The sequence below is a fragment of the Mesorhizobium sp. M1307 genome (genome assembly GCF_040318155.1).
Taxonomy (GTDB): Bacteria; Pseudomonadota; Alphaproteobacteria; order Rhizobiales; family Rhizobiaceae; genus Mesorhizobium.
Genome location: NZ_JAMYLR010000009.1, coordinates 22,057 through 47,763, shown reverse-complemented (window position 1 = coordinate 47,763; position 25,707 = coordinate 22,057). Strand labels below are relative to the sequence as shown.

General features: G+C 59.9%; 24 protein-coding genes, 2 tRNA genes and 1 pseudogene. 11 read left to right on the top strand and 16 right to left on the bottom strand.

Annotated elements, in window-relative coordinates; all coding sequences use genetic code 11:
• Positions 1–78: 78 nt before the first annotated feature.
• Positions 79–417, top strand: coding sequence for an ArsR/SmtB family transcription factor (locus NKH16_RS13340; RefSeq protein WP_023679553.1), 339 nt, complete (start codon positions 79–81; stop codon positions 415–417).
• Positions 418–507: 90 nt separating this feature from the next.
• Here the strand turns inward: NKH16_RS13340 and NKH16_RS13335 are convergent, their stop codons facing one another.
• Complete coding sequence (locus tag NKH16_RS13335) at positions 508–1,512, bottom strand: L,D-transpeptidase (protein ID WP_352743346.1); 1,005 nt, start codon at positions 1,510–1,512, stop codon at positions 508–510.
• A gap of 313 nt (positions 1,513–1,825) precedes the next feature.
• Here NKH16_RS13335 and NKH16_RS13330 point away from each other — a divergent pair, with 313 nt between their 5' ends.
• On the top strand, positions 1,826–2,623 hold the full coding sequence (locus tag NKH16_RS13330; RefSeq protein ID WP_352743383.1) for a TrmH family RNA methyltransferase: 798 nt from the start codon (positions 1,826–1,828) through the stop codon (positions 2,621–2,623).
• A gap of 33 nt (positions 2,624–2,656) precedes the next feature.
• Here the strand turns inward: NKH16_RS13330 and NKH16_RS13325 are convergent, their stop codons facing one another.
• Positions 2,657–3,820: a coiled-coil domain-containing protein gene (locus NKH16_RS13325; RefSeq protein ID WP_352743348.1), complete on the bottom strand. Its 1,164-nt coding sequence runs from the start codon at positions 3,818–3,820 to the stop codon at positions 2,657–2,659.
• 146 nt (positions 3,821–3,966) lie between these two features.
• A complete protein-coding gene (locus NKH16_RS13320; protein ID WP_023679557.1) occupies positions 3,967–4,548 on the bottom strand; it encodes a DUF1134 domain-containing protein in 582 nt (193 codons plus the stop codon).
• Between the two features lie 340 nt (positions 4,549–4,888).
• On the opposite strand from NKH16_RS13320, the gene chpT reads away from it, so the two are divergent.
• Positions 4,889–5,518 carry a histidine phosphotransferase ChpT gene (gene chpT, locus NKH16_RS13315; protein WP_023679558.1) on the top strand — a complete coding sequence of 210 codons (630 nt, stop codon included), beginning with the start codon at positions 4,889–4,891 and terminating at the stop codon, positions 5,516–5,518.
• A 238-nt stretch (positions 5,519–5,756) separates the two neighbouring features.
• A complete protein-coding gene (locus tag NKH16_RS13310) occupies positions 5,757–6,125 on the top strand; it encodes a response regulator (RefSeq protein WP_023679559.1) in 369 nt (122 codons plus the stop codon).
• Between the two features lie 104 nt (positions 6,126–6,229).
• On the opposite strand, the gene ctrA is transcribed toward NKH16_RS13310, so the two are convergent.
• Positions 6,230–6,925: a response regulator transcription factor CtrA gene (ctrA, locus tag NKH16_RS13305; RefSeq protein ID WP_006203583.1), complete on the bottom strand. Its 696-nt coding sequence runs from the start codon at positions 6,923–6,925 to the stop codon at positions 6,230–6,232.
• Positions 6,926–7,375: 450 nt separating this feature from the next.
• Here ctrA and NKH16_RS13300 point away from each other — a divergent pair, with 450 nt between their 5' ends.
• Positions 7,376–7,753, top strand: a complete 378-nt coding sequence (locus NKH16_RS13300; RefSeq protein ID WP_023719275.1) for a flagellar export protein FliJ — start codon at positions 7,376–7,378, stop codon at positions 7,751–7,753.
• A gap of 62 nt (positions 7,754–7,815) precedes the next feature.
• Here NKH16_RS13300 and NKH16_RS13295 read toward each other — a convergent pair whose 3' ends face one another.
• On the bottom strand, positions 7,816–8,211 hold the full coding sequence (locus tag NKH16_RS13295; protein WP_352469683.1) for a winged helix-turn-helix transcriptional regulator: 396 nt from the start codon (positions 8,209–8,211) through the stop codon (positions 7,816–7,818).
• A gap of 93 nt (positions 8,212–8,304) precedes the next feature.
• Here NKH16_RS13295 and NKH16_RS13290 point away from each other — a divergent pair, with 93 nt between their 5' ends.
• Positions 8,305–9,231: an NADP-dependent oxidoreductase gene (locus NKH16_RS13290; protein ID WP_352743350.1), complete on the top strand. Its 927-nt coding sequence runs from the start codon at positions 8,305–8,307 to the stop codon at positions 9,229–9,231.
• A 57-nt stretch (positions 9,232–9,288) separates the two neighbouring features.
• On the opposite strand, the gene sciP is transcribed toward NKH16_RS13290, so the two are convergent.
• Entirely contained in the window at positions 9,289–9,564 is a 276-nt protein-coding gene (gene sciP / locus NKH16_RS13285; protein WP_023679563.1) for a CtrA inhibitor SciP, read from the bottom strand.
• A gap of 261 nt (positions 9,565–9,825) precedes the next feature.
• Here sciP and mnmA point away from each other — a divergent pair, with 261 nt between their 5' ends.
• Entirely contained in the window at positions 9,826–11,016 is a 1,191-nt protein-coding gene (gene mnmA / locus NKH16_RS13280) for a tRNA 2-thiouridine(34) synthase MnmA (protein WP_352743352.1), read from the top strand.
• Between the two features lie 13 nt (positions 11,017–11,029).
• On the opposite strand, the gene NKH16_RS13275 is transcribed toward mnmA, so the two are convergent.
• The gene (locus NKH16_RS13275) at positions 11,030–12,004 is read right to left on the bottom strand and encodes a Gfo/Idh/MocA family protein (protein WP_352899824.1); all 975 of its coding nucleotides are present in this window, start codon (positions 12,002–12,004) and stop codon (positions 11,030–11,032) included.
• A 236-nt stretch (positions 12,005–12,240) separates the two neighbouring features.
• On the opposite strand from NKH16_RS13275, the gene NKH16_RS13270 reads away from it, so the two are divergent.
• Positions 12,241–12,317, top strand: a tRNA-Met gene (locus NKH16_RS13270).
• Here NKH16_RS13270 and NKH16_RS13265 read toward each other — a convergent pair.
• Both NKH16_RS13265 and NKH16_RS13260 read right to left on the bottom strand, forming a co-directional pair.
• Positions 12,274–13,902 carry a recombinase family protein gene (locus NKH16_RS13265; protein ID WP_352899899.1) on the bottom strand — a complete coding sequence of 543 codons (1,629 nt, stop codon included), beginning with the start codon at positions 13,900–13,902 and terminating at the stop codon, positions 12,274–12,276. The genes NKH16_RS13270 and NKH16_RS13265 overlap by 44 nt on opposite strands.
• Before the next feature lie 426 nt (positions 13,903–14,328).
• Positions 14,329–17,697 (bottom strand): AAA family ATPase, encoded by a 3,369-nt coding sequence (locus NKH16_RS13260; RefSeq protein WP_352899822.1) that lies wholly within the window; start codon positions 17,695–17,697, stop codon positions 14,329–14,331.
• A gap of 499 nt (positions 17,698–18,196) precedes the next feature.
• Between NKH16_RS13260 and NKH16_RS13255 the strand changes: the two genes are divergently transcribed.
• Together NKH16_RS13255 and NKH16_RS13250 are read left to right on the top strand one after the other, a co-directional pair.
• Positions 18,197–18,478, top strand: coding sequence for a hypothetical protein (locus NKH16_RS13255; RefSeq protein WP_352899819.1), 282 nt, complete (start codon positions 18,197–18,199; stop codon positions 18,476–18,478).
• 347 nt (positions 18,479–18,825) lie between these two features.
• Positions 18,826–18,981: pseudogene (locus NKH16_RS13250) on the top strand (ferritin-like domain-containing protein); the annotation flags it as partial.
• A 200-nt stretch (positions 18,982–19,181) separates the two neighbouring features.
• Here the strand turns inward: NKH16_RS13250 and NKH16_RS13245 are convergent.
• The 3 genes from NKH16_RS13245 to NKH16_RS13230 all read right to left on the bottom strand — a co-directional run bounded on the left by NKH16_RS13245 (position 19,182) and on the right by NKH16_RS13230 (position 22,536).
• Positions 19,182–20,702: an FAD-dependent oxidoreductase gene (locus tag NKH16_RS13245; RefSeq protein WP_352899817.1), complete on the bottom strand. Its 1,521-nt coding sequence runs from the start codon at positions 20,700–20,702 to the stop codon at positions 19,182–19,184.
• 82 nt (positions 20,703–20,784) lie between these two features.
• A complete protein-coding gene (locus NKH16_RS13240) occupies positions 20,785–20,988 on the bottom strand; it encodes a hypothetical protein (RefSeq protein ID WP_352899814.1) in 204 nt (67 codons plus the stop codon).
• Positions 20,989–21,777: 789 nt separating this feature from the next.
• Positions 21,778–22,536, bottom strand: coding sequence for a hypothetical protein (locus NKH16_RS13230; protein ID WP_502911696.1), 759 nt, complete (start codon positions 22,534–22,536; stop codon positions 21,778–21,780).
• Between the two features lie 472 nt (positions 22,537–23,008).
• Between NKH16_RS13230 and NKH16_RS13225 the strand changes: the two genes are divergently transcribed.
• Complete coding sequence (locus NKH16_RS13225) at positions 23,009–23,725, top strand: pentapeptide repeat-containing protein (protein WP_352899809.1); 717 nt, start codon at positions 23,009–23,011, stop codon at positions 23,723–23,725.
• A 26-nt stretch (positions 23,726–23,751) separates the two neighbouring features.
• On the opposite strand, the gene NKH16_RS13220 is transcribed toward NKH16_RS13225, so the two are convergent.
• From NKH16_RS13220 to NKH16_RS13205, 4 genes are all read right to left on the bottom strand, one after another.
• Positions 23,752–23,836, bottom strand: a tRNA-Arg gene (locus NKH16_RS13220).
• Positions 23,837–24,012: 176 nt separating this feature from the next.
• Positions 24,013–24,183 carry a hypothetical protein gene (locus tag NKH16_RS13215; protein WP_352899806.1) on the bottom strand — a complete coding sequence of 57 codons (171 nt, stop codon included), beginning with the start codon at positions 24,181–24,183 and terminating at the stop codon, positions 24,013–24,015.
• Positions 24,184–24,496: 313 nt separating this feature from the next.
• Positions 24,497–24,757, bottom strand: a complete 261-nt coding sequence (locus NKH16_RS13210) for a hypothetical protein (protein WP_352899803.1) — start codon at positions 24,755–24,757, stop codon at positions 24,497–24,499.
• A 560-nt stretch (positions 24,758–25,317) separates the two neighbouring features.
• Positions 25,318–25,530: a DUF3102 domain-containing protein gene (locus tag NKH16_RS13205; RefSeq protein WP_352899800.1), complete on the bottom strand. Its 213-nt coding sequence runs from the start codon at positions 25,528–25,530 to the stop codon at positions 25,318–25,320.
• Positions 25,531–25,707: the final 177 nt, after the last annotated feature.

The following is a 25,707-nucleotide window of genomic DNA, read 5'->3' as shown; positions in this document are numbered from 1 at the left end:
GCATCTATAGGGAAAGTCTATGGAATCCGACGCTATTGCCCCCATAGCGGCGGATGAGCAAGAAGGCATGGGGGATCTATGGTCTCGAACAAACTAGTCGCCAACGCCGGAACCGCGGCTGCGTTTCTGACGCTGATGGGCAACGAAAAACGTTTGTTGATCATGAGCTATCTGGCCGAGGGCGAGATGTCGGTCGGCGCCATAGCCGAGAAGGTATCGCTCAGCCAATCCGCCCTGTCACAGCATCTGGCCAAGCTGAGGGCTTCCGACCTTGTCGAGACCCGCCGTGACCGGCAAATGATCTATTATTCCTGCAAGTCCGCGGCGGTGCGCGAATTGCTGCACATGCTGGACGGCATTTTCGGCGAAGGTGAACTGTCGCAGATGGCTCACCGGCTGCGTCGCGCCGGGACCTGAGCGGCCGAGGCGGAGAATGCCCCCGCCAAATGCGCTTTGCTACCAAGTCCGCTTTGCTGCCAAGTCCGCTTTGCTGCCAAGTCAGCCTTGCTATTGAACGCGCTCGTCGGCGGCCTGCGCAATCTCGTCCTTGAACTCGACCTTCGTGCCCGGCTGCACCATGGAGGCAAGGTCTTCGGCATCCCAATTGGTCAACCGGATGCAGCCATGCGAAAAGGTCGTGCCGATCTTGCTTGGTTCGGGCGTGCCGTGGATGCCGTAGCTTTCGATGGAGAGATCGATCCAGACCGATCCCACGGGATTGTTCGGCCCGGCAGCGATGGTGAAGGGCCGCTTGGTCTTGACCCCCTTGAAAGCGAAGTCCGGATCGTAGTGATAGGTAGGGTTGTGCACCACGCGCCTGACCTCCGCCATGCCGCTTGGCGCCGGCTTCTCCTCGCTCCCAATCGAGGCGGGGTAGACCGCCAGCCATTTGCCGGCACGGTCGAGCACACGCACCAGGCGGGCGCCCTTGTCGACCTCGACGACGGCAACGCCGGCGGGAGGGTCGCCCCTGCTGACATCAGGCACCACCAACGTCCTGCCTGGTTTCCTGAGGCTGGTGCCCGGATTGAGCATTCGCAGCAATTGTTCGCTGACGTGGAAGCGCTCAGCCAACCTCTCCACCGCATTGCGATAGCCGAGCCGCCGCAAGCGGGCCATCCTCTCCAAGCGAGCCGGAATACGCCTGGTGAAAGGTCCGCGCACATCCTTGCGCGTCACCTCATAGGTCACCAGCACCGGCTTGGCGGAGGTTGCGATGAGTTTGCTCCAGGTTTGTGGACTGAGCTTGCCATCGGGCGGAAGTCCGTTTGCCGCCTGAAACGCGGCGACGGCTTTGGCGAAGTTCTGGGAAAGGCGACCGTCGATGAGGCCCGGGGAGAAGCGGGCGCGATCCAGAAGGATCTGCGCCTTCAGCAGCATCGGATCGACACCCTTCGGTTCGCCGATAGCGAATTGGGCCTGATTGACGGTGGCTGGATCGAGCTTGGCCGCGCGAGCTACGCCGCATGCGAGGGCAAGCGTCGCGGCAAAGACGAGGAGGAGCCTGATCATCGATGTCCTCCCAGGACCGCAGCAGGAGCCCGCCTCTATGACGCGGCATGGCCCTGTGTAGTTCCTTCGCCCATCGAAATTCTGCATTGAAGCGGCTTGGCCGGAGAGCCGTGCTGCGGGAATCAATATCTCCATGCCGCGAGGAGGCCAGGCAGGGTGTCTCCGCCCGGCGCCTAGTGATTGGATTTGACCGTTAGAACGGCGTGCATCCATTTGGACGCTGAGATACGGTCTGAACTCCTTCGGATCCGGCATCGTGCCTTCCGAAACCGAAGCCCGATTCGCGGCCGACGCCAGGTCCGCCGAGGAAGCCATGAATCCGATCCGCATAGACGACCCGCAGGATCCCCGCGTCGCCGCCTATCTCGACATCCGGGAACGCGATCTTGCCGGCCGGCAGGGCCGTTTCGTCGCCGAAGGCAAGGTGGTGCTCGACACGCTGCTTGCCGCCCGTCGCTTCGAGGCGGAATCGGTGCTGGTGCTCGAGAACCGGCTGGCCGGCCTCGATGACGTCCTGCGCAAGGCGCCTGCCGGGCTTCCGATCTATGTCGCATCCGGCGAAGTCATGGACAGGATCGCCGGATTCCACATGCATCGCGGCATATTGGCGATCGGCCGCAAGGGCGCGGCCGTCTCCGCTGAAACTTTGCTCGGCGCACTGCCCGCCCGCGCGCTGATCGTGGTGCTGGTCGGCATCGCCAATCATGACAATATGGGATCGATCTTCCGCAATGCCGCCGCCTTTGGCGCGGATGCCGTGCTTCTCGATCCGACCTGCTGCGATCCGCTGTACCGCAAGGCAATCCGCGTCTCGGTGGGCGCGGCCTTGAAAGTCCCCTTCGCCTGCTTTGCCGATACCGCCGGCTGCACCGCAATGCTCGACCGGCAAGGCTTCAGCCAATTCGCCTTGTCGCCGCGCGGGCAGATCGATATTCGCGATGCCAAGAGAAAAGGCCGGCTGGCGCTCTATCTCGGCACCGAGGGCGAAGGCCTGCCAGAAAGCCTGCTTGCCCGCCTGCAGACGCTGCGGATCGGTATGGCGCAAGGCTTCGACAGCCTGAACGTCGCCGCCGCGTCAGCCATTGCACTTCATCATTTTTCCGGAATTTGAGAGTCGGGCATTTTGCGGCCAAGTGGCGGAATCTCAGTCGGTCGAAGCGGCCTTCTGCAGCGCCCGCACCCGATCGGCAAGGCTGCGTCCGCCGCTCCCCGGCCGCGTATCCTCAGGCGCGGCAAGCGCCCGGGCGATCGGCGAATCCGGCCCGTCGAGCTTTGCCGTCAAGGCCACGACTTGCGCCGCCAGATCGTTCATCTCTTCGCGCAATGCGGCGCTGGCGCTGCCGGTATAGTCTCCGGCCTGTGATTTCGACGTTTCGACGGCAGCAAGATCTGTCTTCAGCCGCCTGTTCTCGCGTGCCAGCGATGTCAGCCTGGCCTCCAGCCGCTCGCGGTCGGCATCGAGCTTGGCGGTTGTCTTTTCGATGTCGCCGTTGGCGGCCACATTGACCTGACTGCCTGGCACGCCGGCAAGACCCACCGCAGGCGTCCTTTCAGCGCCTTTCGGCTTTTCGCGAAGGCGCACCAGTTCCTTCTCGCGGCGCTCCAGCCTGTCCTCGCGATCGGCCAGCGAGGCGAGCAGGCGTTCGACCTTCTTTTCCAGGTCGCCGGTTCTTTTCTTCTCGGCCTTCAACGCGTCCCGCAAAACCTTGCTTTCGGCTGCCAATTCCTGGCTGCGCCTGTCCGCCTCCTTGCGCTGGCCGCGCAGCAGCGAAATGTCGCTTGCCAACTTCTGCAGCTCGGATTCGCGCGCCACCAGCTCGATCTGCCGGCTGCTGGATGAAAAACTGGCGTCGTCATACATGTGCTCCAGTTTCCGCAGTTCGAGCCCGCGCTTTTCGAGGGCGCGCTCGGTCTCCGCAAGCCGTTCCGACAGCTGCTGCAGCTGCTCATCGCGCTTGCGAAGCTCCTCGCCCCTGGCTGTAAGATCGGCGACGACCCGGTTCTTGTCCTGTCGCTCGGCCGCCAATTCCTTCAGGGCTTCGCGGTCGCGGCCGATCTCGACCAGCTGCTCGGCGGCCTTCTCGCGCAATGATTTGACGTTCATTTCAAGCCGGCGCACCGAAACGGCGAACTCGGCGCGAATGCGATCCTTGTCCGCCTGAATCTCGGCCAGCGTCAACGGCATCGAGCCCTCGACGCGCTTGCGCGTCAGCGCCACCGCCCGCCGCCACACGGCCGGAGCAATCATCAGCGCCAGAAAGCCCGCGCAGAGAAAGCCGAGGACAAAGAACAGGATCGACTGGACCAAGATGACTATCCGTTGTGCATGGCAACCGCCAAAGGTCGACTTTGCCATCTTCGCATGACGGAAATCCGGCGCCACGGCAAGAGTATGCCGCGGCAAAGCTCAGACCGTGGCATCACAGCTCCAATCGCCGTGGCCGGTCATGCAGGTCAGAACGGATTCCAGGTCGCGCGCTGCGTGAGCTTGAGGTAGCCGAGATTGACGCCGAGACGAGCGCCGACGCCGGTACGGATCGGCACGAGCAGCACATTGTTGTTCTTCAGCACGTTGAAGCCGACGCCGGCGACGACATAGGCGGAGCCGGCGACGCCGCCAAAACGATTATAGAGGCTGCTAACATCGTCGAGATTGTAGACCAGCATCATGACGCGCGAGCCCTCGCCGCCGAAATCCCAGCCGAGCGACGGGCCTTGCCAGAACACTTTGTGGTCGCCGGCATTCTTGGTGTAGAGCGTGCCTTCGCCATAGGTCAGGCCACCGATCAGCGCCCCGGACCCTTCTTCGCCGAGCAGATAGCCGTTCGGCAGGCCATAGGTGGCGAAAATCTTCTCGACGACGGTGGCGAGCCCGCCCGATGTAGCGCCGAAGAATTTATGACCGGAATCGACGATCTCCTGCGCCGTGTATTCCTGCGCCCGCGCGGCCGATGCCGAAAAGGCGACAAGGCCGATGAGCGCGATCGTCATTGAGATGACACGGAAAAAAGTCCGGTCGTAGAATCGGGAAACCATGCTTCCAATCTCCGTCAGGGAGCACTTTCGCCGACGCCTCGCACCCGTACGGCTCTTTGGCGGCCGTTAAGGATGACTGTTAGGGGCAAACTATGCCGTAATCCTTTTTCAACCATTAAACTCCCACATGAAGATGGCGGTTCGAAGGCTGTTTTCACATCGCCCGCGCAGCACCCTGCTGCGTGAACACGCCATTTTCGACAATCATGATTTCGGATTTGTTGCTGCACGCACAAGCGCTGTGTATTCAGAATGCTTGGGAGAGAGCGTGATTCGTGTGGACAGGCGTGATCATGATCGCCCGGTCATTGTGTTGTGAAATTTGCAGGGATTTTTGCCGATGGCCGAGCTTTTCACCCTTTCCGCACCCGATCTGGCAGCGCTGCTGTGCAGCCGGGTCTGCCACGACATCATTTCGCCGGTCGGCGCCATAAACAACGGGCTTGAGCTGCTCGACGAAGGCGGCGCCGACGAAGACGCCATGAAGCTGATCCGCCAAAGCGCCAAAAACGCCTCCGCCCGCCTGCAATTCGCCCGCATCGCCTTCGGCGCCGCCGGTTCCGCCGGCATGCTGATCGACACCGGGGACGCCGAGGCCGTGGCCATCGCCTTCCTGAAGAACGAGAAGCCGGAACTGATCTGGAACGGAACCCGCGCACTGTTGCCCAAGAACAAGGTCAAGCTGCTGCTCAATCTCATCCTCGTCGCTAACGCCGCCATTCCGCGCGGCGGCAGGCTGGTGGTCACGCTGGAGAACCTCGAGACCGAGCCGCGCTTTGCGCTCGCGGCGAGCGGCCCGATGCTCCGCGTGCCGCCCAAATTCCTGGAATTGCATTCCGGCCACAGGCCGGAAGAGCCGATCGACGCGCATTCGGTGCAGCCCTATTACACGCTGCTCCTGGCCCGCGAAGCCAACATGACGATTTCGATCCATGCGACCGCCGACGAGATCGTCCTTTCTGCAGTCTGAAGTTCTGCTAAGAGCCGGGAAAGTATTTTCTCCAAATCATATTTGCGGCGTCGTCTTAACATCTGTGAGACCGGCTTGCAGATTAATTGCGTAAAGCATTGCGAAAGAAGATTTCGCTTAAAACACCTTCAGGAAAATTTTACCTAACGGCTTTTCGGCTTCTTTACCAGATCGGCCTATGTTCCCCGGCAGATGCCACGACGCTGTCGGTTTGCCGCATGGCAAAGAGGGTCCGGGAATGAAACGCTGCATGTTCGTCGACAATTCGAGCGTCATCAGGAAGGTTGCAAGGCGTATCCTGGGCGGTTCCGGCATGATGGTGATCGAAGCCGCGAGCGGCCATGAGGCGATCGAGATGTGCGCGGTTGACATGCCTGATATCATCGTCGTCGACGGCGCCTTGCCGGACATGCAGGCGCAGGACCTCATCCGCCGCGTGCGCGCCATGGAAAGCCCGGTAGTGCCGCAAGTTTTGATTTCGCTGGTCGAAGTCGACGTCGGGGCGATCATGCGGGCAAAGCGCGCCGGCGCCCAGGGCTACCTGCTGAAGCCGTTCAACCGGCCGCAACTGCTCGAGTGCTTCCGCGCCTTGAAGATTGCCGCCTGATCAGAGCCTGTTCCATTCCGACGAAAATCGGATGAGCTCTATCTCGTTGTTTTACCAAGTTGTTTTCCGAAAGCCGGCGCCCATTTTGGGATCATGCCCTTGCTTCAGGCGCTGACCCGGATATCTTCAGGCTCACGCAGCACATAGCCGCGGCCCCAGACGGTCTCGATGTAATTCTGCCCGCCAGATGCGGCGTCGAGCTTCTTGCGCAGCTTGCAGATGAAGACGTCGATGATCTTCAACTCCGGCTCATCCATGCCGCCATAGAGATGGTTGAGGAACATTTCCTTGGTCAGCGTGGTGCCCTTGCGCAGCGAGAGCAGTTCCAGCATCTGATATTCCTTGCCGGTCAGATGCACGCGCTGGCCACCGACCTCAACGGTCTTGGCATCGAGATTGACCACCAGGTCGCCGGTGGTGATGACCGACTGGGCGTGGCCCTTGGAACGCCGCACGATGGCATGGATGCGGGCGACCAGTTCGTCCTTGTGAAAGGGCTTGGTCATGTAATCGTCGGCGCCGAAGCCGAGGCCGCGCACCTTGTCCTCGATGCCGGCCATGCCGGAGAGGATGAGGATCGGCGTCTTCACCTTGGACAGGCGAAGTGTTCTCAAAACTTCATAGCCCGACATGTCGGGGAGATTGAGGTCGAGGAGAATGATGTCGTAATCGTAAAGCTTGCCTAGATCGACGCCCTCTTCGCCAAGGTCGGTCGTATAGACATTGAAACTTTCCGATTTCAGCATCAGCTCGATGCTTTGTGCGGTTGCACTGTCGTCTTCTATCAGCAGAACGCGCATTTCATTCCCCTTTTCTGCTGCCGGACCATTTCACGACCCGTCCAGGACCGGAGCAGTGATTGCCTGAGCAGAGGCTGCCATCGAATGGTTAATAAAACCTAATTCCCCGTCCATGACGGTATCAGATTTTTTAACCCCTTTCTACACCTTGTTGAATCCAATAACGAATCACAGACCCAAACCGTTAATGCGACACATTAGTAAGCTAGGCTAAGTGACTCTTCGGACTCGTTGGCCGGGTTTCCCGACGAGAAGCAGAATTTTTACCCGCCCTTAAGTCCTGAGCCGTATGATTAACAATGCCCGTAAACGAATGGTTACCGCCGGCAAAAAACTTTAGGAGTTTGTTTCCCATAGTTCGGGGAAAGCCGGTGGAAACGGGTCAAGCCTGGGCCTTGCCGGGTGAATTGGACGATATGTGCAGGTGTGCGTTTCCGGGAGTACCGAATCATGAAGTCACGTGAAAACCTCGTTCGGCTGAAGCAATTTCAGGTGAGCGAGAAGCGGCGGCAGCTGCTGCAGCTCGACATGATGATCGCCGAATTCGAGCGCATGGCCGTCGAGCTGGAACTTCAGATCGCTGCCGAAGAGAAGAAGGCCGGCATCACCGACATCAATCACTTTGCTTATCCGACCTTCGCCAAGGCGGCACGGCTACGCCGCGACAACCTTAGAAATTCGCAAAGCGACCTCGCCCAGCAGCGAAATGTCGCCGAATCATTGCTGAGCGAAGCCGAAGCGGAGCTTTCCAAGGCCGAGATGCTGGAATCGCGCGACACCAAGGCGCGCGACACGGAAGCCGGCGGCCGCAGCGCCATGATCGGCTGAAAACAAGACTTTAACGCGCGTCGCGCTTGCGCGCTATTGCTGCGCACCGAACTGTGCCCGCCTCAGGCATCCAGATCTTCTTGCTGTTCCGCCGCCCGTGCGCGCGCATTTTTGATGTCGGGCACATGCTGCTCCGACCAGGCTCTGATCTGATTGAGCAGTCCTGCCAGGTTCTGGCCAAGTTCGGTCAGCTCATATTCGACACGCGGCGGAATGACCGGGAAAACCTCGCGCCGCACAAGCCCGTCGCGTTCCAGGATACGCAGCGTCTGCGTCAGCATTTTCGGCGTGATGCCTTCGAGCTTGCGCGCCAATTCGCCGTTGCGGAGCCGGCCCCGGCGCAGCGCACAGATCACCAGGTAGACCCATTTGCTGGCGAGCGTCTCGAGCACGGCGTGTGACGGGCACGACCGCCGAAAGGCGTCATAGCCAAAAGGGGAAACATCTTCACTATCCATGGGGTGCATATATATCAAAAAGGTACATACTAGACAAGAGAAAATAACTATCCAAATGATAGTGGCACATCAAAACCAGCAGGAGAGCCTTCCATGCGTGCCATTATCCAGAATTCCTTCGGCGGACCCGATGTCCTCGTCATTGCCGATCGCCCCGCGCCATCACCCGAAGCCGGCGAAGTGCTCGTCCGCATCGAAGCGGCCGGCATCAATCCGGTCGATGGTGCGGTGCGCGGCGGCCACTATCCGCTGCTTGGCGAGCCGCCTTTTGTCCTTGGCTGGGATGTTTCGGGGACTGTCGAGGCGCTGGGCTCCGGCGTCTCCGGCCTCAAGGTCGGCGATGCCGTGTTCGGCATGCCGCGCTTTCCCAAACAGGCGGCAGCCTACGCCGAACTCGCCGCTGTCCCGGCTGATGAGCTTGCGCCGAAACCTGAAGGCATAGATCACGCGCAAGCCGCCGCGCTGCCGCTGGCCGGCCTGACGGCCTGGCAAGGCCTTGTCCGCCATGGCCGGCTCGATTCTGGCAAGCGCGTGCTGATCCACGCCGGAGCCGGCGGCGTCGGCCACCTGGCGGTGCAGATCGCCAAGGCGCACGGCGCTTACGTCGTCGCGACCGCCAGCCCGGAAAAGCTCGATTTCGTCCGCTCGCTCGGCGCCGGCGAGGTGATCGACTACACAAGGGACGATTTCACCGCGAAGGCCCGCGACATCGATCTGGTTCTGGACCCGTTCGGCGGCGTGCATGCGGAGCAATCACTGAAAGTGCTCACGGCCGGCGGCGTTCTGGTGTCGCTGCTCGATGTCAGCGATGCCACCAAGGCAAAGGCCAGGACGCGAGGCATCCACGTCGAGCGCATGTCCGTAGTGCCCGACCGTGCCGCTCTGGTGGAGCTCGGCAAATTGATCGACGCGAAAAAGCTGGCCGTCCACGTGGCAAAGGCGTTTCCCCTCGAACAGGCCGGTGCCGCCCATGCCTTTCTCGCAACCAGGCCGATCGGCAAGGTGGTGCTGACGGTCTGAAATTGCAGATCGTCGCCCCTCGCAGACGTAAGGGCGCTGATCAGCGCCCTTATCGGCCTAATGCCGGTATTGCTGGATGCGCGTGGTGCGCAGGCCGGCAAGGCCGTATTCGTCGATCGACGCTTGCCAGGACAGGAATTCCTCGGTGGTGAGCTTGTAGCGCTGGCATGCCTCTTCGAGGCTCAAAAGCCCGCCACGCACCGCCGCCACCACTTCCGCCTTGCGCCGGATAACCCAGCGACGTGTGTTCGTCGGCGGCAGATCGGCGATGGTAAGTGGGCTGCCGTCCGGCCCGATAACATATTTGACTCGCGGTCTAATTAGATCGGTCATCGTACTCTCTACAAAAAACTCAAAGACCCAATCCCCACCACATTACCGCCACAGCTTTAAAATTTGCCTAAGCAGACCCTAATGGTTAGGTAAGGATCATGAACGCGGCGTTAGCCTTTTCATCGGCATTTGAAACATCTGCCGGCAAGCGCATTGAACCCGGCAGGAAAAATGAGCCGGCCCGGCAAAGCTGGCGCAGCCGAGACGCTTGACCTATATTCCGGCCATTGGCATTGAAGCGCCGCGCAGAACGAAAGAACCATGAACAGCCTCGATCTTCCCGGACGCCCCGAAAACACCCGCGTCGTCGTCGCCATGTCGGGCGGTGTCGATTCGTCGGTCGTTGCCGGCCTCCTGAAGCGCGAGGGCTACGACGTCGTCGGTGTCACGCTGCAGCTTTATGACCACGGCGCGGCAACGCACCGGGCCGGCTCATGCTGCGCCGGCCAGGACATCGACGATGCCCGCCGCGTCTCCGAGACGCTCGCCATCCCGCATTACGTCCTCGATTACGAGGAGCGCTTCCGCAAGGCGGTGATCGACCCGTTCGCCGAGAGCTATGTCGCCGGCGAAACGCCGATCCCTTGCGTTTCCTGCAATCAGACGGTGAAATTCGCCGACCTTCTTGCGACCGCCAAGGAACTCGGCGCCGACGCGCTGGCGACCGGCCACTACATCCGTTCCGGCGCCAATGGCGCCCACCGCGCGCTTTACCGGCCGGTCGACGCCGACCGCGACCAGAGCTACTTCCTGTTCGCCACCACCCAGGCACAGATCGACTATCTGCGTTTTCCGCTCGGCGGCCTGTCGAAGCCTGAGGTTCGCGCCATCGCCGAGGAGATGGGACTGACGGTTGCGGCCAAGCAGGACAGCCAGGACATCTGCTTCGTGCCGCAGGGCAAGTATTCCGACATCATCGCCAAGCTGAAGCCGGCTGCCGCCAATCCAGGCGACATCGTCCATATAGACGGGCGCGTGCTTGGCCGCCACGAGGGCATTTTGCGCTACACCGTCGGTCAGCGCCGCGGCATCGGCATCGCCTCGGGCGAGCCGCTCTACGTCGTTCATCTCGACGCCGACCGGGCCCGCGTCGTCGTCGGCCCGCGCGAGGCGCTGGAGACCCACAAGATCTTCTTGCGCAACATGAACTGGCTGGGCGATGGCCCGCTGACCGCTATCCCGGCGGCCGGGCTTGAGCTTTTCGCCAAGGTGCGCTCGACGCGGCCGCCGCGCCCGGCCGTGTTGCATCACCGCGCCGGTGTCACTTCGGTGGAACTGGTCGACGGCGAATCCGGCATCGCACCCGGTCAGGCTTGCGTGCTCTATTCCGACGATGGCAACGAGGCGCGCGTGTTCGGCGGCGGCTTCATCAAGCGCTCCGAGCGCGGCGCCGAGGCCGAGGCGATGCTGACGCGGCTTGCCGTCCAGCCGGCGCGGGTTCCCGCCGAATAGACGGCGTTTTCTCTTAGCGCCTTGTATGGGCGGGCCTTGTATGGGCGACGGTGCCGGCGGTCAGGATGCGCAGCACGCGGATGGCCTCCTCGCCGCTGGTGCGCGGTTCGGCCCGCGTCTCGATGCAGTGGATGAAATGCTCCAGCTCGCGCGTCAGCGGCATGCCCTCACCGACCGCGACATAGGACGGCTCGTTGGCGGTGAACGCCCATTGGCCGCTGTCCTGCCACACCGCGTGGCGATAGACGGCAAGCTTGCGCTCCCACGGCTCGACATCGTCGAACACCGCCATCGCCTTGGTGCCGACAACGGTCAGCCGCCGTTCGCGGTAAGGGTTGAGCCGCGAGGCGAACAGATGGCCGCGCAGGCCGTTGGGAAAGCGCATGTGCAGATGCGCAAAGTCGCTGAGATTGTCGAGAAGAGCAGCGCCTTCGCCGCGCACTTCGACCGGTTCGGTGCCGGTGATGGCCAGGATCATCGACAGATCGTGCGGCGCCAGATCCCATAGCGCGTCGTTTTCGGTGTGGAACTTGCCGAGGCCGAGCCGATGCGAATGGATGTAGCGGACTTCGCCGAGTTCGCCATTGTCGATCAGCGCCTTCAGCGTCTCGAAGGCGGGATGAAAGCGCAGCACGTGGCCGACCATGAAGACACGGCCATTATCGGCGGCCGCCTGCACCGAGCGTTCGGCATCGGCCACCGTCAGCGCGATCGGCTTCTCCACCAGCACGTCCTTGCCGCCGAGCACGGCGCGCACCGCCATGTCGGCATGGAACTGCGGCGGCAGCGCCATGACAATGGCGTCGACATCGTCGCGGGCAAACAGCGCCTCCGGCTCTATCGCCAGGCAATCCTGCTCGCTGGCAAAACCCTCCGCGCGCGCGGGGTTGACGTCCGAAACCGCATGCAGCGCGCCGAGCGCCTTTAGGGTGCGGATGTGGTTGCTGCCCCAGTATCCGCAACCGAGGACTGCAATGCGCGGTTTCATCAATTCATGACCATGGCTTTCGTGGCCGAGACATAGCGACGTGCCTCGCTGAACTCAACCCCGGCCTGTGCGCCCAAATGTCTGCCCGGCAAAGCTTTCGGCGCCAGCAATATGCCGGCGCGGCAGCCACTTCGATGCTTGACAGGCTTGGCCTCGCAACCTTATATCCGCGCGACCTTGGCGAACGCGCCGATATGCCTGCCGATTTAAGCTGGATTTCGGGCCTTCGCCGCCCTGGCGGGGTAGCTCAGTTGGTTAGAGCACGGGAATCATAATCCTGGGGTCGGGGGTTCAAGTCCCTCTCCCGCTACCACCTTTCCCCACATTCCTTTGACGCCGTTGGGAAAGGCATCCTCGCCCAGGAGCGCGGTGAGACGCCCGGCGATTTCGACTTCAATGCCGCCGATCCTTGATGGATCTCGAAACACAGTAACAGTTTCGATCAAGTCCCGCATCGCCTCTGCGGTTTCGGAATCGCCGGCCACAACGCCTTCGGCAAGCCCTGTTTGAAGCTGGTTTAGTTGTTCCTCGTAGCGCGCCAGCACCGCAGGATGCAGTGCAATGACATCAGTCGGCGCGGGCACGTTGTCCAGCTCGGCTACAATGCACTTACGTTCTTCATTGAGCGCCGTTGATTGCGGCCCCAACACGGCTGGGTCGCCATGACCCTTGGCGATGGCATTGACCAGCCGATCGATCTCCCGAGATAGCTCTCCAAGCCGTCGTTCCAAACGAGTGCGCTTCGCATCGGTTTCGGCTGCCAGGCGCCTTCGTTCTTCGTGATACGTCTGGACGTACTGGGCTATCACATCCGGATGGCGCATCTCCGCGGTGAGCCCGTTTAAGACAGCATTCTCGACCGTATCCAGATAGAAAGTCTTCGGATCAGGGCATGTCCCGTTCTCTGTCGCCGCCGAGCAACGGATACGAATTCGCCTGGACTTGTCCTTGCCGTTTGAGGACATCCCCGCTCCACAAGCACCGCACCTCAAAAGCCCCGACAACATATGTCGGGGCCGGCGCTGATGGCTTGGGTGTGTAACTGCACGAGCCTTTTTCCTGGCTCGTGCCGCTTCAAACAGTTCGGGCGAGATAATGGCAAGGTCGGGAACTTCGACAGTTTGCCATTCGCCTCTAGGATTTGGGCGCGAGATACGTTTGCCGGTGTCGGGGTCCTTGACCATTCGGACCTTGTTCCAAATCAGCCGGCCGGCATAAAGTTCATTCTGAAGCACCCCAGTCCCTCTTTGTGCATTTCCATTGATGGTGGAGGCATTCCAGACTCGACCGCGAGGTGGTGGTATGCCGTCTTTATTGAGATTGTAAGCGATGTCGCGCGGCGTCCGTCCGTCAACGTATTCCCTAAAGACGCGACGCACGACCTCGGCTTCGTCCTCTGCGATCAGGCGCTTTCCAGGGTCGCCCAGCAGGTAAGAATAGCCGTAGGTTAATCCACCCGCATGGAGCCCTTTGTTAACTCGGCCAGCTTGGCCTCGCCGAACTTTGTGAGCATTGTCCTCTCGATAGAGCTGCCCAACAAGGCCGCGAAGCCCGACCAAGACTGTGTTTACCACCCCCTCATGAACGGCACGAATTTCGATACCAAGAAATGAAAGGCGCTTGTGAATGCCGGCAAGGTCTTCCATGTCACGAGAGAGCCGATCAAGCGCCTCGACGACGAGCACATCAAATTCGTGCTCACGAGCTTTGTCCATAAGGTGGAGCAAACCATCGCGCCCCATGACCGAACCGCCGGAGCGAGCCCGATCGTCAAACGTTGCGACAACGTTCAAACCCTCACGCTCAGCGTAAGTTCGGCAGAGCGTGAGTTGATCGTCTATTGATCGTTCATTCTGAAGATCGGTTGAGAAGCGTGCGTATATCGCGGCTCGATTCATGATCTATTTTCTCGGCCTGTTCGCGCGCGTGATCTTCGCGGGCCGCTTGGCGCGCGAGAGCGCTTGCAAGGCGCAGAATCGCTCTGTCAGGCGCCGGGCGCAAGATGCTTTTGTGGGATTTCACCACCATTGCGGGTGGCGCTCGTCATGGAAGAATAGCCAGGGGCACAATCTCGCGGAAAATACCAGTCCGCAGAATGCGCGGCCTCCTTCAAGCCTGCCGAGATCACTTTCTTGGTCCATGTCTCGCAAGATGTGTTCAGGCGCGAGACAAGAGAAGGCATCAAATCCGTCGGTCGCAAAAAGGGATAGCAAGGCGTGCTATTCGGAAACCACAAGCTTGATCGGTTGCTCTCGTTGAATCAGCCCTTGCGCTTGGCAGCTGATGCTCGGCCCCTCGTCGGACTCCAGTGATTGCTCGTCAGCCTACAACACCGATGCGAAAATCGCATCAGCTTCGCGGATGACCGAGGTTTCCAGGCCTTCAGCGGTCTCGCTAATCCGAAGCTGATTCCGACAGTCAGCTCGGAGCTCCTGGCCCGAACTTGTTGAGAGCTTGGCCGACTCGGTTGCAGCACGAACCGCCAACCAATGCGCGCCCTGACTTATCGCAGTGTCATAGGCTTTAGTTAGGACTTTCATCCCTCGGGTCACATCCGCCTTGGCGATCAAGCAACCCTCAATACGTTCTATTTCAGCCTGCGCCCATCTCTCGTCGGTTTTGTCCATCGCCTCGATAGCATTCTCGATCGCCCCGAGGCCCTCATCGATCCGTCCATGCCGGAGGCAAATATCCGCAATCGACGAATAGAAGTGTGGCAAGTGCAGTTCAGAGCCCGTCGAGCGCCAACGGTTAATGCCGTCTCGCAGCATTTTGAGCCCTTCGTCGGGTAGGTCGCTGCCGATGGCCCAGCCGAGCAACGTGCGAGCACCGCCGGACCAGGATGCCAGTCTGCGGTTGTCAGCTAAAATGAGCATCTGTTCAGCGATCGCGCGGCACTCGGCCGGCTCATTGCGGAAACGTCGAGCAAGGGCGAGGTTCATGAGGATAAATGCCAGATTGAGCGGATGATCGAGCCGCTCCGCGGTTTCAACGCTCGACGCACAATTGGCGAGCCCGGTATCGACCCGCCCTGCGAGCACCTGCGCCACGCCGAGATAACTGCGACAAATCGAGGGGCCGTCCTCTCCATACCTTGCGACATCGAAATGCCTATCGGAGGTCGCCCAGGCATTGATTCCAGCCTCGGCCTCCCGTGCAGCATCCCCAATGGCACCGAGATAGAAATAGGACGTGGCGAGCGCCCGATGCGCCAAAGTCGTTTCCTCAACGTTTTCTCTGCACGAGGCTTCGACAAGGAGTTCCTTGGCCAGGTGTCGGCTCCGGTGCAGGTCAGGCCGGTCAAGATAGAAGTTCCAAAGCGAACGTCGGGCAAAAAAGAGGTTGGACGTGAGGCCCGTGGATATACAAAGCTCTTCGGCACGGAGAAAGTTCGCTTCAACCTTCTCCGACGCATATCCAGCTGACGCGTTCAGCGGGACGCCCATTTCAATCCGGATTCCGAGTTCAAGCTCATTTGCATCGGCCGAGTTAGTGGCTGCTTCCAGGGCGTCCAGCGCGCTCGTGAAATGCGCGACCGCCTCCGGATTGGCAAATCGCGCCGCGGCAGCGCGCCCAGCTTGGAGGAAGCATTCAGCTGCCTCACGATACCGCTTTGCCGCCATGAGGTGGTGTGCAACCAGTTCCGGTTCGGCTGTCGACTCCGAGCCGAGTTTGTCGGCCAGCCGGCTGTGTATGTGCTGGCGCACCGATTTCAACATGCTGTGATAGGCAGCATCGCGAACGAGCGCGTGCTTGAACGTGTATCGTGCGTCCGAGCCCCGTCCGCGACGGAAGACGAGCTCGGCATCCACGAGCTGATCGAGTGCCTCTTCCAACTGGGCAGCGCTGAGCCGCGTGACCGATCGAAGGAGGTCGTGGCGGAATTCGCGGCCGATGCATGCGGCCATTTGCGCAACTTCCTTGACCGGCTGCAATCGGTCGAGGCGGGCCATCAGCGAATCGTGCAACGTTAGCGGAATGTCGAGATTTGCGAGTCTGGCATGATCTTCGTCGAAGACGGCTGCGCGATCGAAGTGGCGGGCTTCGAGAACACCCTTTGTCAGCTCTTCAATGAACAGCGGCACACCATCCGTCGTGGCGATGATCTTGTCCACAATGGTGGGCGGTAGTCGAATATCGCCAGCGAGCTTCTCGATGAAAGCGGTGGTCTGTTCACGGCCCAGGCGATTAAGCGTCAATTTCGTCACTATGGGATGTCCGCCAAAACCGTATTCGAAGGTCGGTCTCGTCGTCACCATCATCATGACCCGAGCGTGCTGAATCCGTTCGACACATTGATCCAACAATTCGAGCGTCGTCGCGTCAATCCAGTGGATGTCCTCGATCACGAACAACAATGGCAGCCTTGCTGCAGCGTCGAGGATGTCGTCCAACAATCCGTCAAGCGTTCGCGCTCGCAGTTGCTGCGGATTCAGGCCTGTCAAAGCATCGCTGTGGTGCTTTTGAAGCTCGAGCAGGGAAGCGAAAATAGGCAACAACGGATTTGCTGGACCTTTGGTGGCTTCGAGCTTTCTGACCTTCTCTTCATCCCCATCGGCTTCTCCAATACCGATAGTGCGGCGGAGCTGCTGAACAGCTGGATAGAGCGGCGAGCCAGAGTAATACGGCGAGCACTGATAGCTCACCCGCACATGTTTCTCTTGAGAGACCGCGTCGATCAAGGCGCGGGTGATGCGAGATTTTCCGATACCCGCCTCGCCGCTGAGAAGCACGAGCTGGCCTTCGCCCCTCTTCGCTTGGCCCCATCGTTCGAGAGCAAGTCCGAGTTCGAGGTCTCTTCCGAACATGACTTGAGGAGCGCTCGTGACGCGCGCGTCATAGCGTGTCTCGATTGCATGTTCCCCGACAACCAGAAATGGCGAGACCGGTACCGAAAATCCCTTCAGTTCGATAGGACCCAGGCTCTCGACCGCGAATATTCCGCCGAGCAACTTTCTCGTGCTCTCGGCGACCACCACATATCCCGGTTGGGCCAGGGCTTGCAGCCGAGCGGCGAGATTGGGTGTTTCGCCAACGACGACTTCTTCGTGTGCGGACCCAGTCCCGATGACTTCTCCGACGACACATAATCCCGTGGCAATTCCCACTCTAGCTGCAATTGGCACTTGAGCAGGAGTGCGCAAACTGGCGACAGCTTTCACAATGGAACGTCCCGAGCGGACCGCCCGCTCGGCGTCCTCCTCGTGGGCGAGTGGCCAGCCGAAGTAGCACAGCACGCCGTCGCCCATGAATTTGGCGACGTAGCCATCATAACGGGCGACCTCTGCGGCGACCAACGATTGATATGCGGCTATGACCGAGCCCAAGTCCTCAGGATCGAGCGTCGAGGCCAGCACGGTCGATCCCACGAGGTCGACGAACATAACCGTCAGGTTGCGCCTCTCTGCCTCACTCCCCTCTCGCCTAGGCACTGCACTTTGGAGAGCATCCCGCTTGGCATCGTCGTCTGCTTTCGGCGGTTGGGCCGGTGGACGCGAGAGCTCGGCGATGGCGGCCAGGATTCTTCTCCGGTGACCAACAGATTTTACGCCAAGCTCCCGCAGGTCATCGTCGGAGAGCTTTGGTAGAATTGCCGGTTCAATGTCGTTGTCGATGAATGCGCCGGCATACTGCTCAAGGCCCAAACCTTGCAGCCATGAAGCGATCTCCTTGCCGCCCTGCTGACGATCCATCGAAGCAGTCAAGCGCACATACTCAAAATGTCAATCGGACCGCCTAAGAATGCGTCACCCTTTGTGGTCAGGTGCGGACGAGCAGCGTCCGCGCTGCACCAAAGCGCTCCCAATCCGATTGCCTGGGCTCACCGCTGCTCCTGGCGCAACCGCGACCTCCAAAATGGTCGCCAACAATGTCCGCGTTCAGGCAGTGGCAACAGTGCCTTCAATGGCTGACATGAGGCGCGAGGCGGACCTGCCCGATGTTTCATGCGCGAATGCCCGAGATGCGAGCGCAGCCATTAACCATCGATTAACTATCCGGTCGCCTTTAATTCAATTTTGCAGCATACTGATTTGGGTAGCGTGGCTGCTCAAGGAGATTGGAACAAGAGAGGGTAATTCTCCTGTTCGCGCACCAGACTTTCACTCACGACATTCGAAACTGAAAAGGAAGCGACGGAACACCGTCGTGTCATGGGGAGGCGCCGCATCATGTTTGATGAGGAGCGCCAGAATGAAGATCGAAGACGCAGTTACCGCAGTGACGTCAGAAGCGAGCGCGCTCATGTCTTGCCTCGGCCAGCCCGTTGTCGCCTACCACGTCACGGAAATCATGAGAGAGACAGACCTGGCACACGCCCGCGAGATGCAGCTCGCGCTGGTGCGACGAACCATCGAGGCTCTTGTCGATGACGGCCTGGAAGGCGTCGCCGCCGAACATTTTGCATCCGAGTTCGATGGCAGCATCGGCTTGACCTGGAGACTTCTGCACGCATCCGACAGAATGGCGCATTGATCAAGACCAGAGCGGTCTTGGTCAAGCTCTGGCAAGGTCAGCTTCTAGCGCTAAGTTGCCCGTTCCGGCGGCCGGCTCAAGCGGCAAAATCTGACCCCGTTGCCGACATCAGTCCGGACAAGTACAAGTTGCAGGGTCTTCAGGAAGGAAGAAGCTTCGCCGCTCGCAAGGGGTGAGTTCGCGAGGGAGGTGCGCTGGGCGAAGTCAATGAGGTCGTTGGGTGTCTGGAAAACGCGAACGATGCGGACCCTTTCTTCGCCGGAAATAATTGCGACTTGGGTGCCGTCGGAACTGAAAGCTGCGCGTGTAAGGCCCGGTCGGACGGTCACTTCGTCCTGGCTGGCAAGGGCAGAGCCAATATCGTACCATCGACCCCGGATGCGATCGCCTTCACGAGGACGCCCCAGGAAGTGCTTCGGATCGTCTATCTGACCGACAAGGCCGCCGTCAGCAAGGGCGGCTTCTACCCGAACGTGATGAACGGAACGCTCAAAAGCACCTGACGTTTGCGATGGAGGAAAGGTGGAATTGAATGAAGAGTGATTGGCTGCACAGCGGATTCCAAAGCCGAGAAAGATTCGGGGATCGACCTACGAATTACCTGGCGATGGGGTCCATCGGGTGCCAGTGTAGAGCGGCTACCAAGCAGCATCTTCGCCTGAGCTGGCATTGCGGCATCTCGCCTCAACGGGTGTCGCCATAGCTATTCTAACTCAGCCAGGGGCGCTACGGCCGGTCCGTTCAAAGCCGTGCCATCGACGGCAAAATGCGAGCCGTGGCAGGGGCAGTCCCAGCAGCGTTCCAACGAGTTCCAATGGACATGGCAACCGACATGGGTGCATGCGGCCGATCGCTTGTAGAGCGTGCCGTCCTCATCGCGAAAGGCAGCGACTTTGGTAAGCCCCTGGCGGACGATAGCGCCCTGTCCGGGCCGCAGCTTATCGGCGGCATCAATTTTGCCAGGCGCGACATACTCGGCAAAACTCCTAATCGCTGTCGCATTCTGCGCCAAATAATCGCCGATCGCGCGTGCCGTCTTGCGAGAGGGTTCGTAAAGTTCCCGCCAGGGGCTTTCCCCCTTCAGGATCAGGTCGGAAATCAATTGGCCGGCCACAACCCCATGGGTGATGCCCTGACCGGAATCGCCGGTAGCAACGAAGACGTGCCCGTTGCCGGGATTACGGCCGATGAACCCGGCGTAATCGACGGTCTCCATTACCTGCCCGGACCATCGATTGGCTTCCGCGCCGATATCGGCCACCAACCCTTTGGTCCAGGCCGCCAGGGCAGCGAAGCGGTCGTCGGCGTCGTCGGCCTGCCCTGTCTTGTGATCCTCACCACCGACGATCAGAAAGTCGGTCTTGCCTTCGCCAGGCTGCAGACGGACGTAGTGATAGGGGTCCAGCGTGTCCCAGTAGAGTGCATCCGGTAAAATGTCGCGCGCGATCTCGAATGCCATCGCGTAGGTCCGATACGGCGCCTGCTTGGTGTGGAGCGCCACCCGATCGTTGATCGGCGAGTTGGTGGCGACAACGGCCGATTTGGCAGACACGGCAAAGCCTGAGACCGTGGTTACGCGCACGCCGCCGTCAGTCTCCTCGACCTTATCGACGATGGTATCCGCATAAAGCGCGCCGCCGCGCGCGCAGATGCCGGCAGCCAGCCCGCGGAGATAATTGAGCGGGTGGAATGTCGCCTGATTGGGATAACGAAGGGCGGGCGCGTCCGAAAACCCAGCAAGCGGCACTCCCATGGTTTTTTCGATGTCGACACCGATCTTCAGAGCGGCGTCCAGTTCGCGCTCGATGACGGATTCCTTCCTGCCCGACGCCGGAAACAGAAAGCCTTCGAGGCGGCGGAAATCACACGGCATGCCCTCCGCCTCCTGAATCGATTGGATACGGTCGATAGCGGCCGACTGGCTTTGGTAGTAGATCCGCGCCAGTTCCTCGCCACGCAATTTGATCAGTTCCGAAAAGTAGTCGTCGCAGATCGATGACAGATGCGCGGTGGTGCGGGCCGTCATGCCGCTTCCGATCCGGCCGCGATCGAGCACTGCCACCTTTTGCCCGGCGATGGCCAGTTCGTACGCGACCGACAGTCCGGCAATGCCAGATCCGACGACCACGACATCGACCTGTTCACTCCGCTCGAGCGGAACTGCATCAGGCGCTACTTCGGTTGCCGCCCAAAGGGATACAGTCCTTTCGTCGCTGACATTCATGGCGGAACTTTCCGGACGCGATAGCCGGTAAACGGCCGCGACGGTTCAAAGTTCCTCGATGGCTTTTTGAATGCCGGCAGGGCTATCTGCACCTCAACCTGGCGTTTTCCTTCTGGGTCATGTGGTCGGCGGCGATGAGCCGCTTCAACGACCGCATGATCGCCCCGCGCGTCCATCCCGCCTCGATCATGCAATCGGCGATCGCCTGGAAGCCGGGCTCCATTGCCTCCTGGCAATCGATCTGCCGGTCGGCATAGTCTCCCTGTCGTATTGGCGCTCTGATCATCAGATCAACATGCTGCTTAGAGATGCTTCGGCATCAGCCCGGTGCTCAAAGCAGAACCAATCGGATGGCTGCCTCGGCTTGGCGAACCCCCATCCGGCATCCTTGCCACAGTCGGGGTGCTCGCACGTTGTGCTGAATGTCAGGCCGAGTGACGGGCTCCATGGCACCGGGAAGGCGGATCAGCTCGTCGCTCATCGGGATGCTTTCAAAGCAGCGAGCCTTGTGCAGGCGCCTGCTTCGTGCCTTCGTGGGGCGAATATGAAAATCCGAGCCCTTGCGGACCATCCCTGATGGGAGGTCAGGGGAACGTCGCGACCCCATTCCGGCCCTCTACAATGGTGAGGTCAACGCCGATTTGGTATGAGACACAGACGTTGGCTCAGCTTACGAACCTGACAAAGTCGCGCCTTAGGGACCAATTTCTTTAGCAATCTATGAATAGACCTGACTTGTTATTCTATTGGATTAACGTATCGCCGCCAGAATCGCGAATTCCCTTGAGCATGTGATCGTTATCGGAGTCGTTCCTGTAGGCCCGCCATCTCACAAATGCTGCGGTGAACCCTGGCTCAACTTTCTCGCATTCTGCCAAGGCCCTTTCCGCCGCAGAGCGCTTGCCGAGATTGGTCAAGCAAACCGCTAAGAACAGAAATGTCAGTGCATAGTCAGACCGACGACTGGCAGCTCGCTGCAACCAAGCAAGTGCGTCGGCGTACCGCCGGGCATTTAGGTATGCGCCGCCCAACCATGTCATCGCGTAATGCATTCTGGGCTCTAGCGGGTTGAGCCTCAATCCGGTTTCAAGGAATGGGATACCCTCTTCGGGACGTCCGGCGACGTCCAGGACGTAACAAAACTGAACTCCGCGCCATTCGGTAGGCGCTCAAGCTTCAACGTAGTCCCCACAATACTTCCAGCGCCGGCGGCCTCCCCCGGATAGTTGTCGCCCAGATTTCCCCACGCATAAAGGTGACCAATCCGTTCCAATGCGCGTTGGTGCATCCACTCACCATAGTAGCGCACGTCCTCGGCCAGTCCTTCGGCGTTGCGGTAGTGGTTGCGTTCGTTGCCGCCCGGATGGATCGGCGCCATGTCCTTGAACTTCGGCGGGATCTCGATCATCGCTTTGCCAATCATCACGGCGACAGGATTCAAATCGCTGCCATAGGCTGGAAGCCCGAGCCGCTGCGCCTCCAGAGGAATCGAGCCTCCGCCGGAGAACGGGTCGTAGACCGCCGGCAGCTCGCCGCCGCAGCTCCTGCGGATTTCCGCCCGCGCGCGTTCCAATACCTCCTCATTAGTTGAGTTTTCCCAGATCACCAGATCCTCGATGATGTCGAACAGGCGCTTGCGCTCCAGCTCGATCGCAATGTCCTCCACCGTGATCTCCTTATCGTCCGCAGGAAGCGCCTTGCCTTCTTGGCGCCTCTTCTCGCGGTCACTCAGGCGTCCGTTCAATTCCCGTTCTGCAACGTTGCTGGTCTGAGCATTGCTGAGGAGATCGTCGACGTAGCCCGAGGGATCGTCGACAAGTTGCGCAAACAGCACCGCACGGCAGGCTGCCAGCGGCCGCCTATGCGACGAGCACCCCGTGCCGGGTCAACCTCGCCGTCGGGAAGTACCGATCGGTGCGGAACCAAGCGGATTCACGCTTGTCGGCAGCGGACGGCGGCGGTGGCGATCAGCACCCGAGCAGGCTCCTCATTAGCAAGACAAACGTCCAGAGCGGAGGCCAAGCTTGGCGCGCGACTGCGCCATCCTGAACGACCGCTCTCCTCGGCTTAGTCAAGCATACCTGCGGAATGATGCGCCTGGCCGGTGACAAATGAATCTCTGCTGGACCGCCGATGATATGGGGAGGCGCTCGCAAATCGCGCCCCACGCGCGGGTTGATCGGTTGATCAACATCAAAGCTTGAATATGAGAAATGCGCTAACTGTGACGGCGGTGGTCACCGTGGCCCGTGTGTCAGCAGATGTGGTAAGGTTGAGTGTCGGCGAGTGGCAGAGGTCCAGCAACAATGACTTTGAGACGAACCAGAGCTTACGGCGCATCGGGCTTGGTTCTAGCGGTTTGCACTGTGTTTGCTTGGCAGAACGCCACTGCCGCTCAAAATTGCGACGCAGCCGCGACGCCTGGCGTCAATTGGCACGAGTGTGACAAGAAGCTTCTCATCCTAGAAGGACAGGACCTGAGCGGGGCGAACCTGTTCGGTGTTGATTTCACTTCGACCGACCTCAGGAACAGCAATCTCGTTGCCGCAAATCTTGAGAAGGCAACGCTTGTGCGTGCTTCCCTGGCCGACTCGACCGCCAAAGGCGCCCGATTCGACAGAATCGAGGCCTACAGGACCGACTTCAGCCGTATGGACGCGCAGGGCGCTGTGTTTGCGAGCGCGGAAATACAGCGCTCGAATTTCCAGAACGCCAATCTGACCAATGTTGATTTCACAAAGGCAGAATTGGGGCGTGCGCAGTTCCATGACGCCGATATCAGCGGCAGCCGCTTCTCGTTTGCCAATCTCGCACGGGCGGACTTCCGGGGAGCGACGTTCACCGCGCCGATAGACTTTGACCGCGCCTTTTTCTTTCTGACCCGTATCGAGGGCGTCGACCTTTCCAATTCGGTGGGTCTGTCCCAGTGGCAGCTCAACATGGCTTGCGGAGACGCCCGGACCGAGTTGCCTTCTGGCTTGACGAGGCCTGAAGATTGGCCCTGTCAATTCCAGCAGGAATAGTTGTCGGCAAGCGAACTGTGCAATGCTGCACCCAACAGGATTTGAACCTGTAACTTCTGCCTTCGGAGGGCGCAGATCCTCCGCCAAGGTGGCACGTTTCTGCGGTATTGCTATTGGCGAAATCGCGGCCGAAGGGTGTTTGTGCGCCTTCCGTTCACCGCTACCGGTTCAATCGAACCAGTAGCTCCTGTCCGAATAAGTGGCAGCAACTCTTGTATCGTCGAGAATGACTACCATCGTTGTGATTGTCATTCAGAAGCCTGGCATCCCAGTGCGGCAGGGCATCGTTAATCTGAATGGCCATAGTCGCTCCATTGAATGGTAGTCGGCACGGCAACCAGTTCCGGTCCCCGCGGCGGCGCGTTCTTGCGCCAACCACCCTTGACGGTCTGGACGACTGAGATTGGTATCTGCTGGCTCTTCGGCAGTTCAAACAGGCCCTTCACGTGCCAGAACACGGCCCAATGAGCCTGACCTCTGGAGACAGAGATAGCGCCATAAAACAGATTATCGGGCTAACCTTCGCGATCGCTTTCGTCACTGCGGCTCTTGCTGGCGAAAAGGGCGGCGCAGTGGCGGGAGGCGAACTTAAGTTCGTCGCCGACTACTGTCATTTCAAACTGGCGCCGGCCGGGAGGAAATTCTGGCCAAGACATACAGGTCGAATCCGCATGTGTTCGACGCCCAATACGCGTCAGAGGAGAGCGGCCTGAGGTTTGATGACAACAACAAGCCAATGGATCAGCTGCCATGTGAAGCCTGGTACGGCGACTACCTCAAGGGCGGATCGTCATATCTAAGACTCCAAGTCAGCTTTTTGTAATAATTTTCGAATGCCTCAATGTCTATGAGCGGAACCAAATCGCATTTGTCGTCAAATTCTTTGTGGAACGTCAGCGCGTTCATCATGCGGCCGAGTATGTCGGCGCGAACCAATGAATCTCGGCTGGCCACGTTGTGGTAGACCTCTGCGGCAAAACCGGTCGACGACGCGAGAGAAGCGAGAAGCGGCAACAAAGAGATGGGGCGCATTTGAGACTCTTCACGTGAGCGTTGCCAATTTTTTCGGATTCAGCAGAACCTAACGAGGAGAGGATCAATTCCTCCAGATCGTGCACTGAACTACTTGACCGGTTGCCTTGTCACGAACCCTTTTTGAAAACACGCGATGAAGGCCGATTGCGCGTGATTTAGACTCACTCCTCGCAACGTGATCGGGAGCGCCGACATGCATTTGCCAGCGAAAGTTTGCGGGGGCAGGTTTCCATGTAACTTTTGATCCATAGGCCGCTTCGCCCGGACCTGTGCTATCGAACCGGCAGTCGATCGCTACGGGCATCATGCGTTTCTCAGCCATTGCGTCGGTAACCTCGACAAAATTTAGCTTCGTAAGCCATCGATCCGTAGTGCACCCTGCCAGAGATATGCTCGATATCAAAAGCCCAATGGCCAGCGCACTGCCTACGAATGATCGCCGAGCGCCAACCTGATTCTGTTTCATGCCGTCCCCACAACTGAAAGTAGTTCAGGCTAGATGGGGAGACGGCGGGAGACAAGGGAGCGCGCCTCTTTCTTGGTTCGGCCGATCGCTTCTAGTTAGCAGCGCGGGCCAGCCGCATCGCCTTCAAGGCCAAATCGTAGGTGACGGGCTGATCGCGCAGCCATGGGCCGAACTCGCCATGCGGCAATGATGCCTTGGCGGCGAGCATCCTCTTGCCGAGCGCGATCAGTTCCTCCCGGCGGCGCTGGCGCTTGGTGAAGCCCTGGCGGCCCTTCTCAGCCTCGCTGGCGTCAGCTTTGGTCATCCGGGACCGAATAGTCTCCTTTGCCGTTAGCGATCCCTCTCTGAGGCGCCGGAGATGCACATAGAGGATGCCGGCAAGGGCATGCCCCTGATGACCGCTACAACGACCATGCGGGAGACGGCTTCCTTTGATCGCGACAAACGGGTAGCAGTTCGATATTTTGAAATTAGTCGGTGT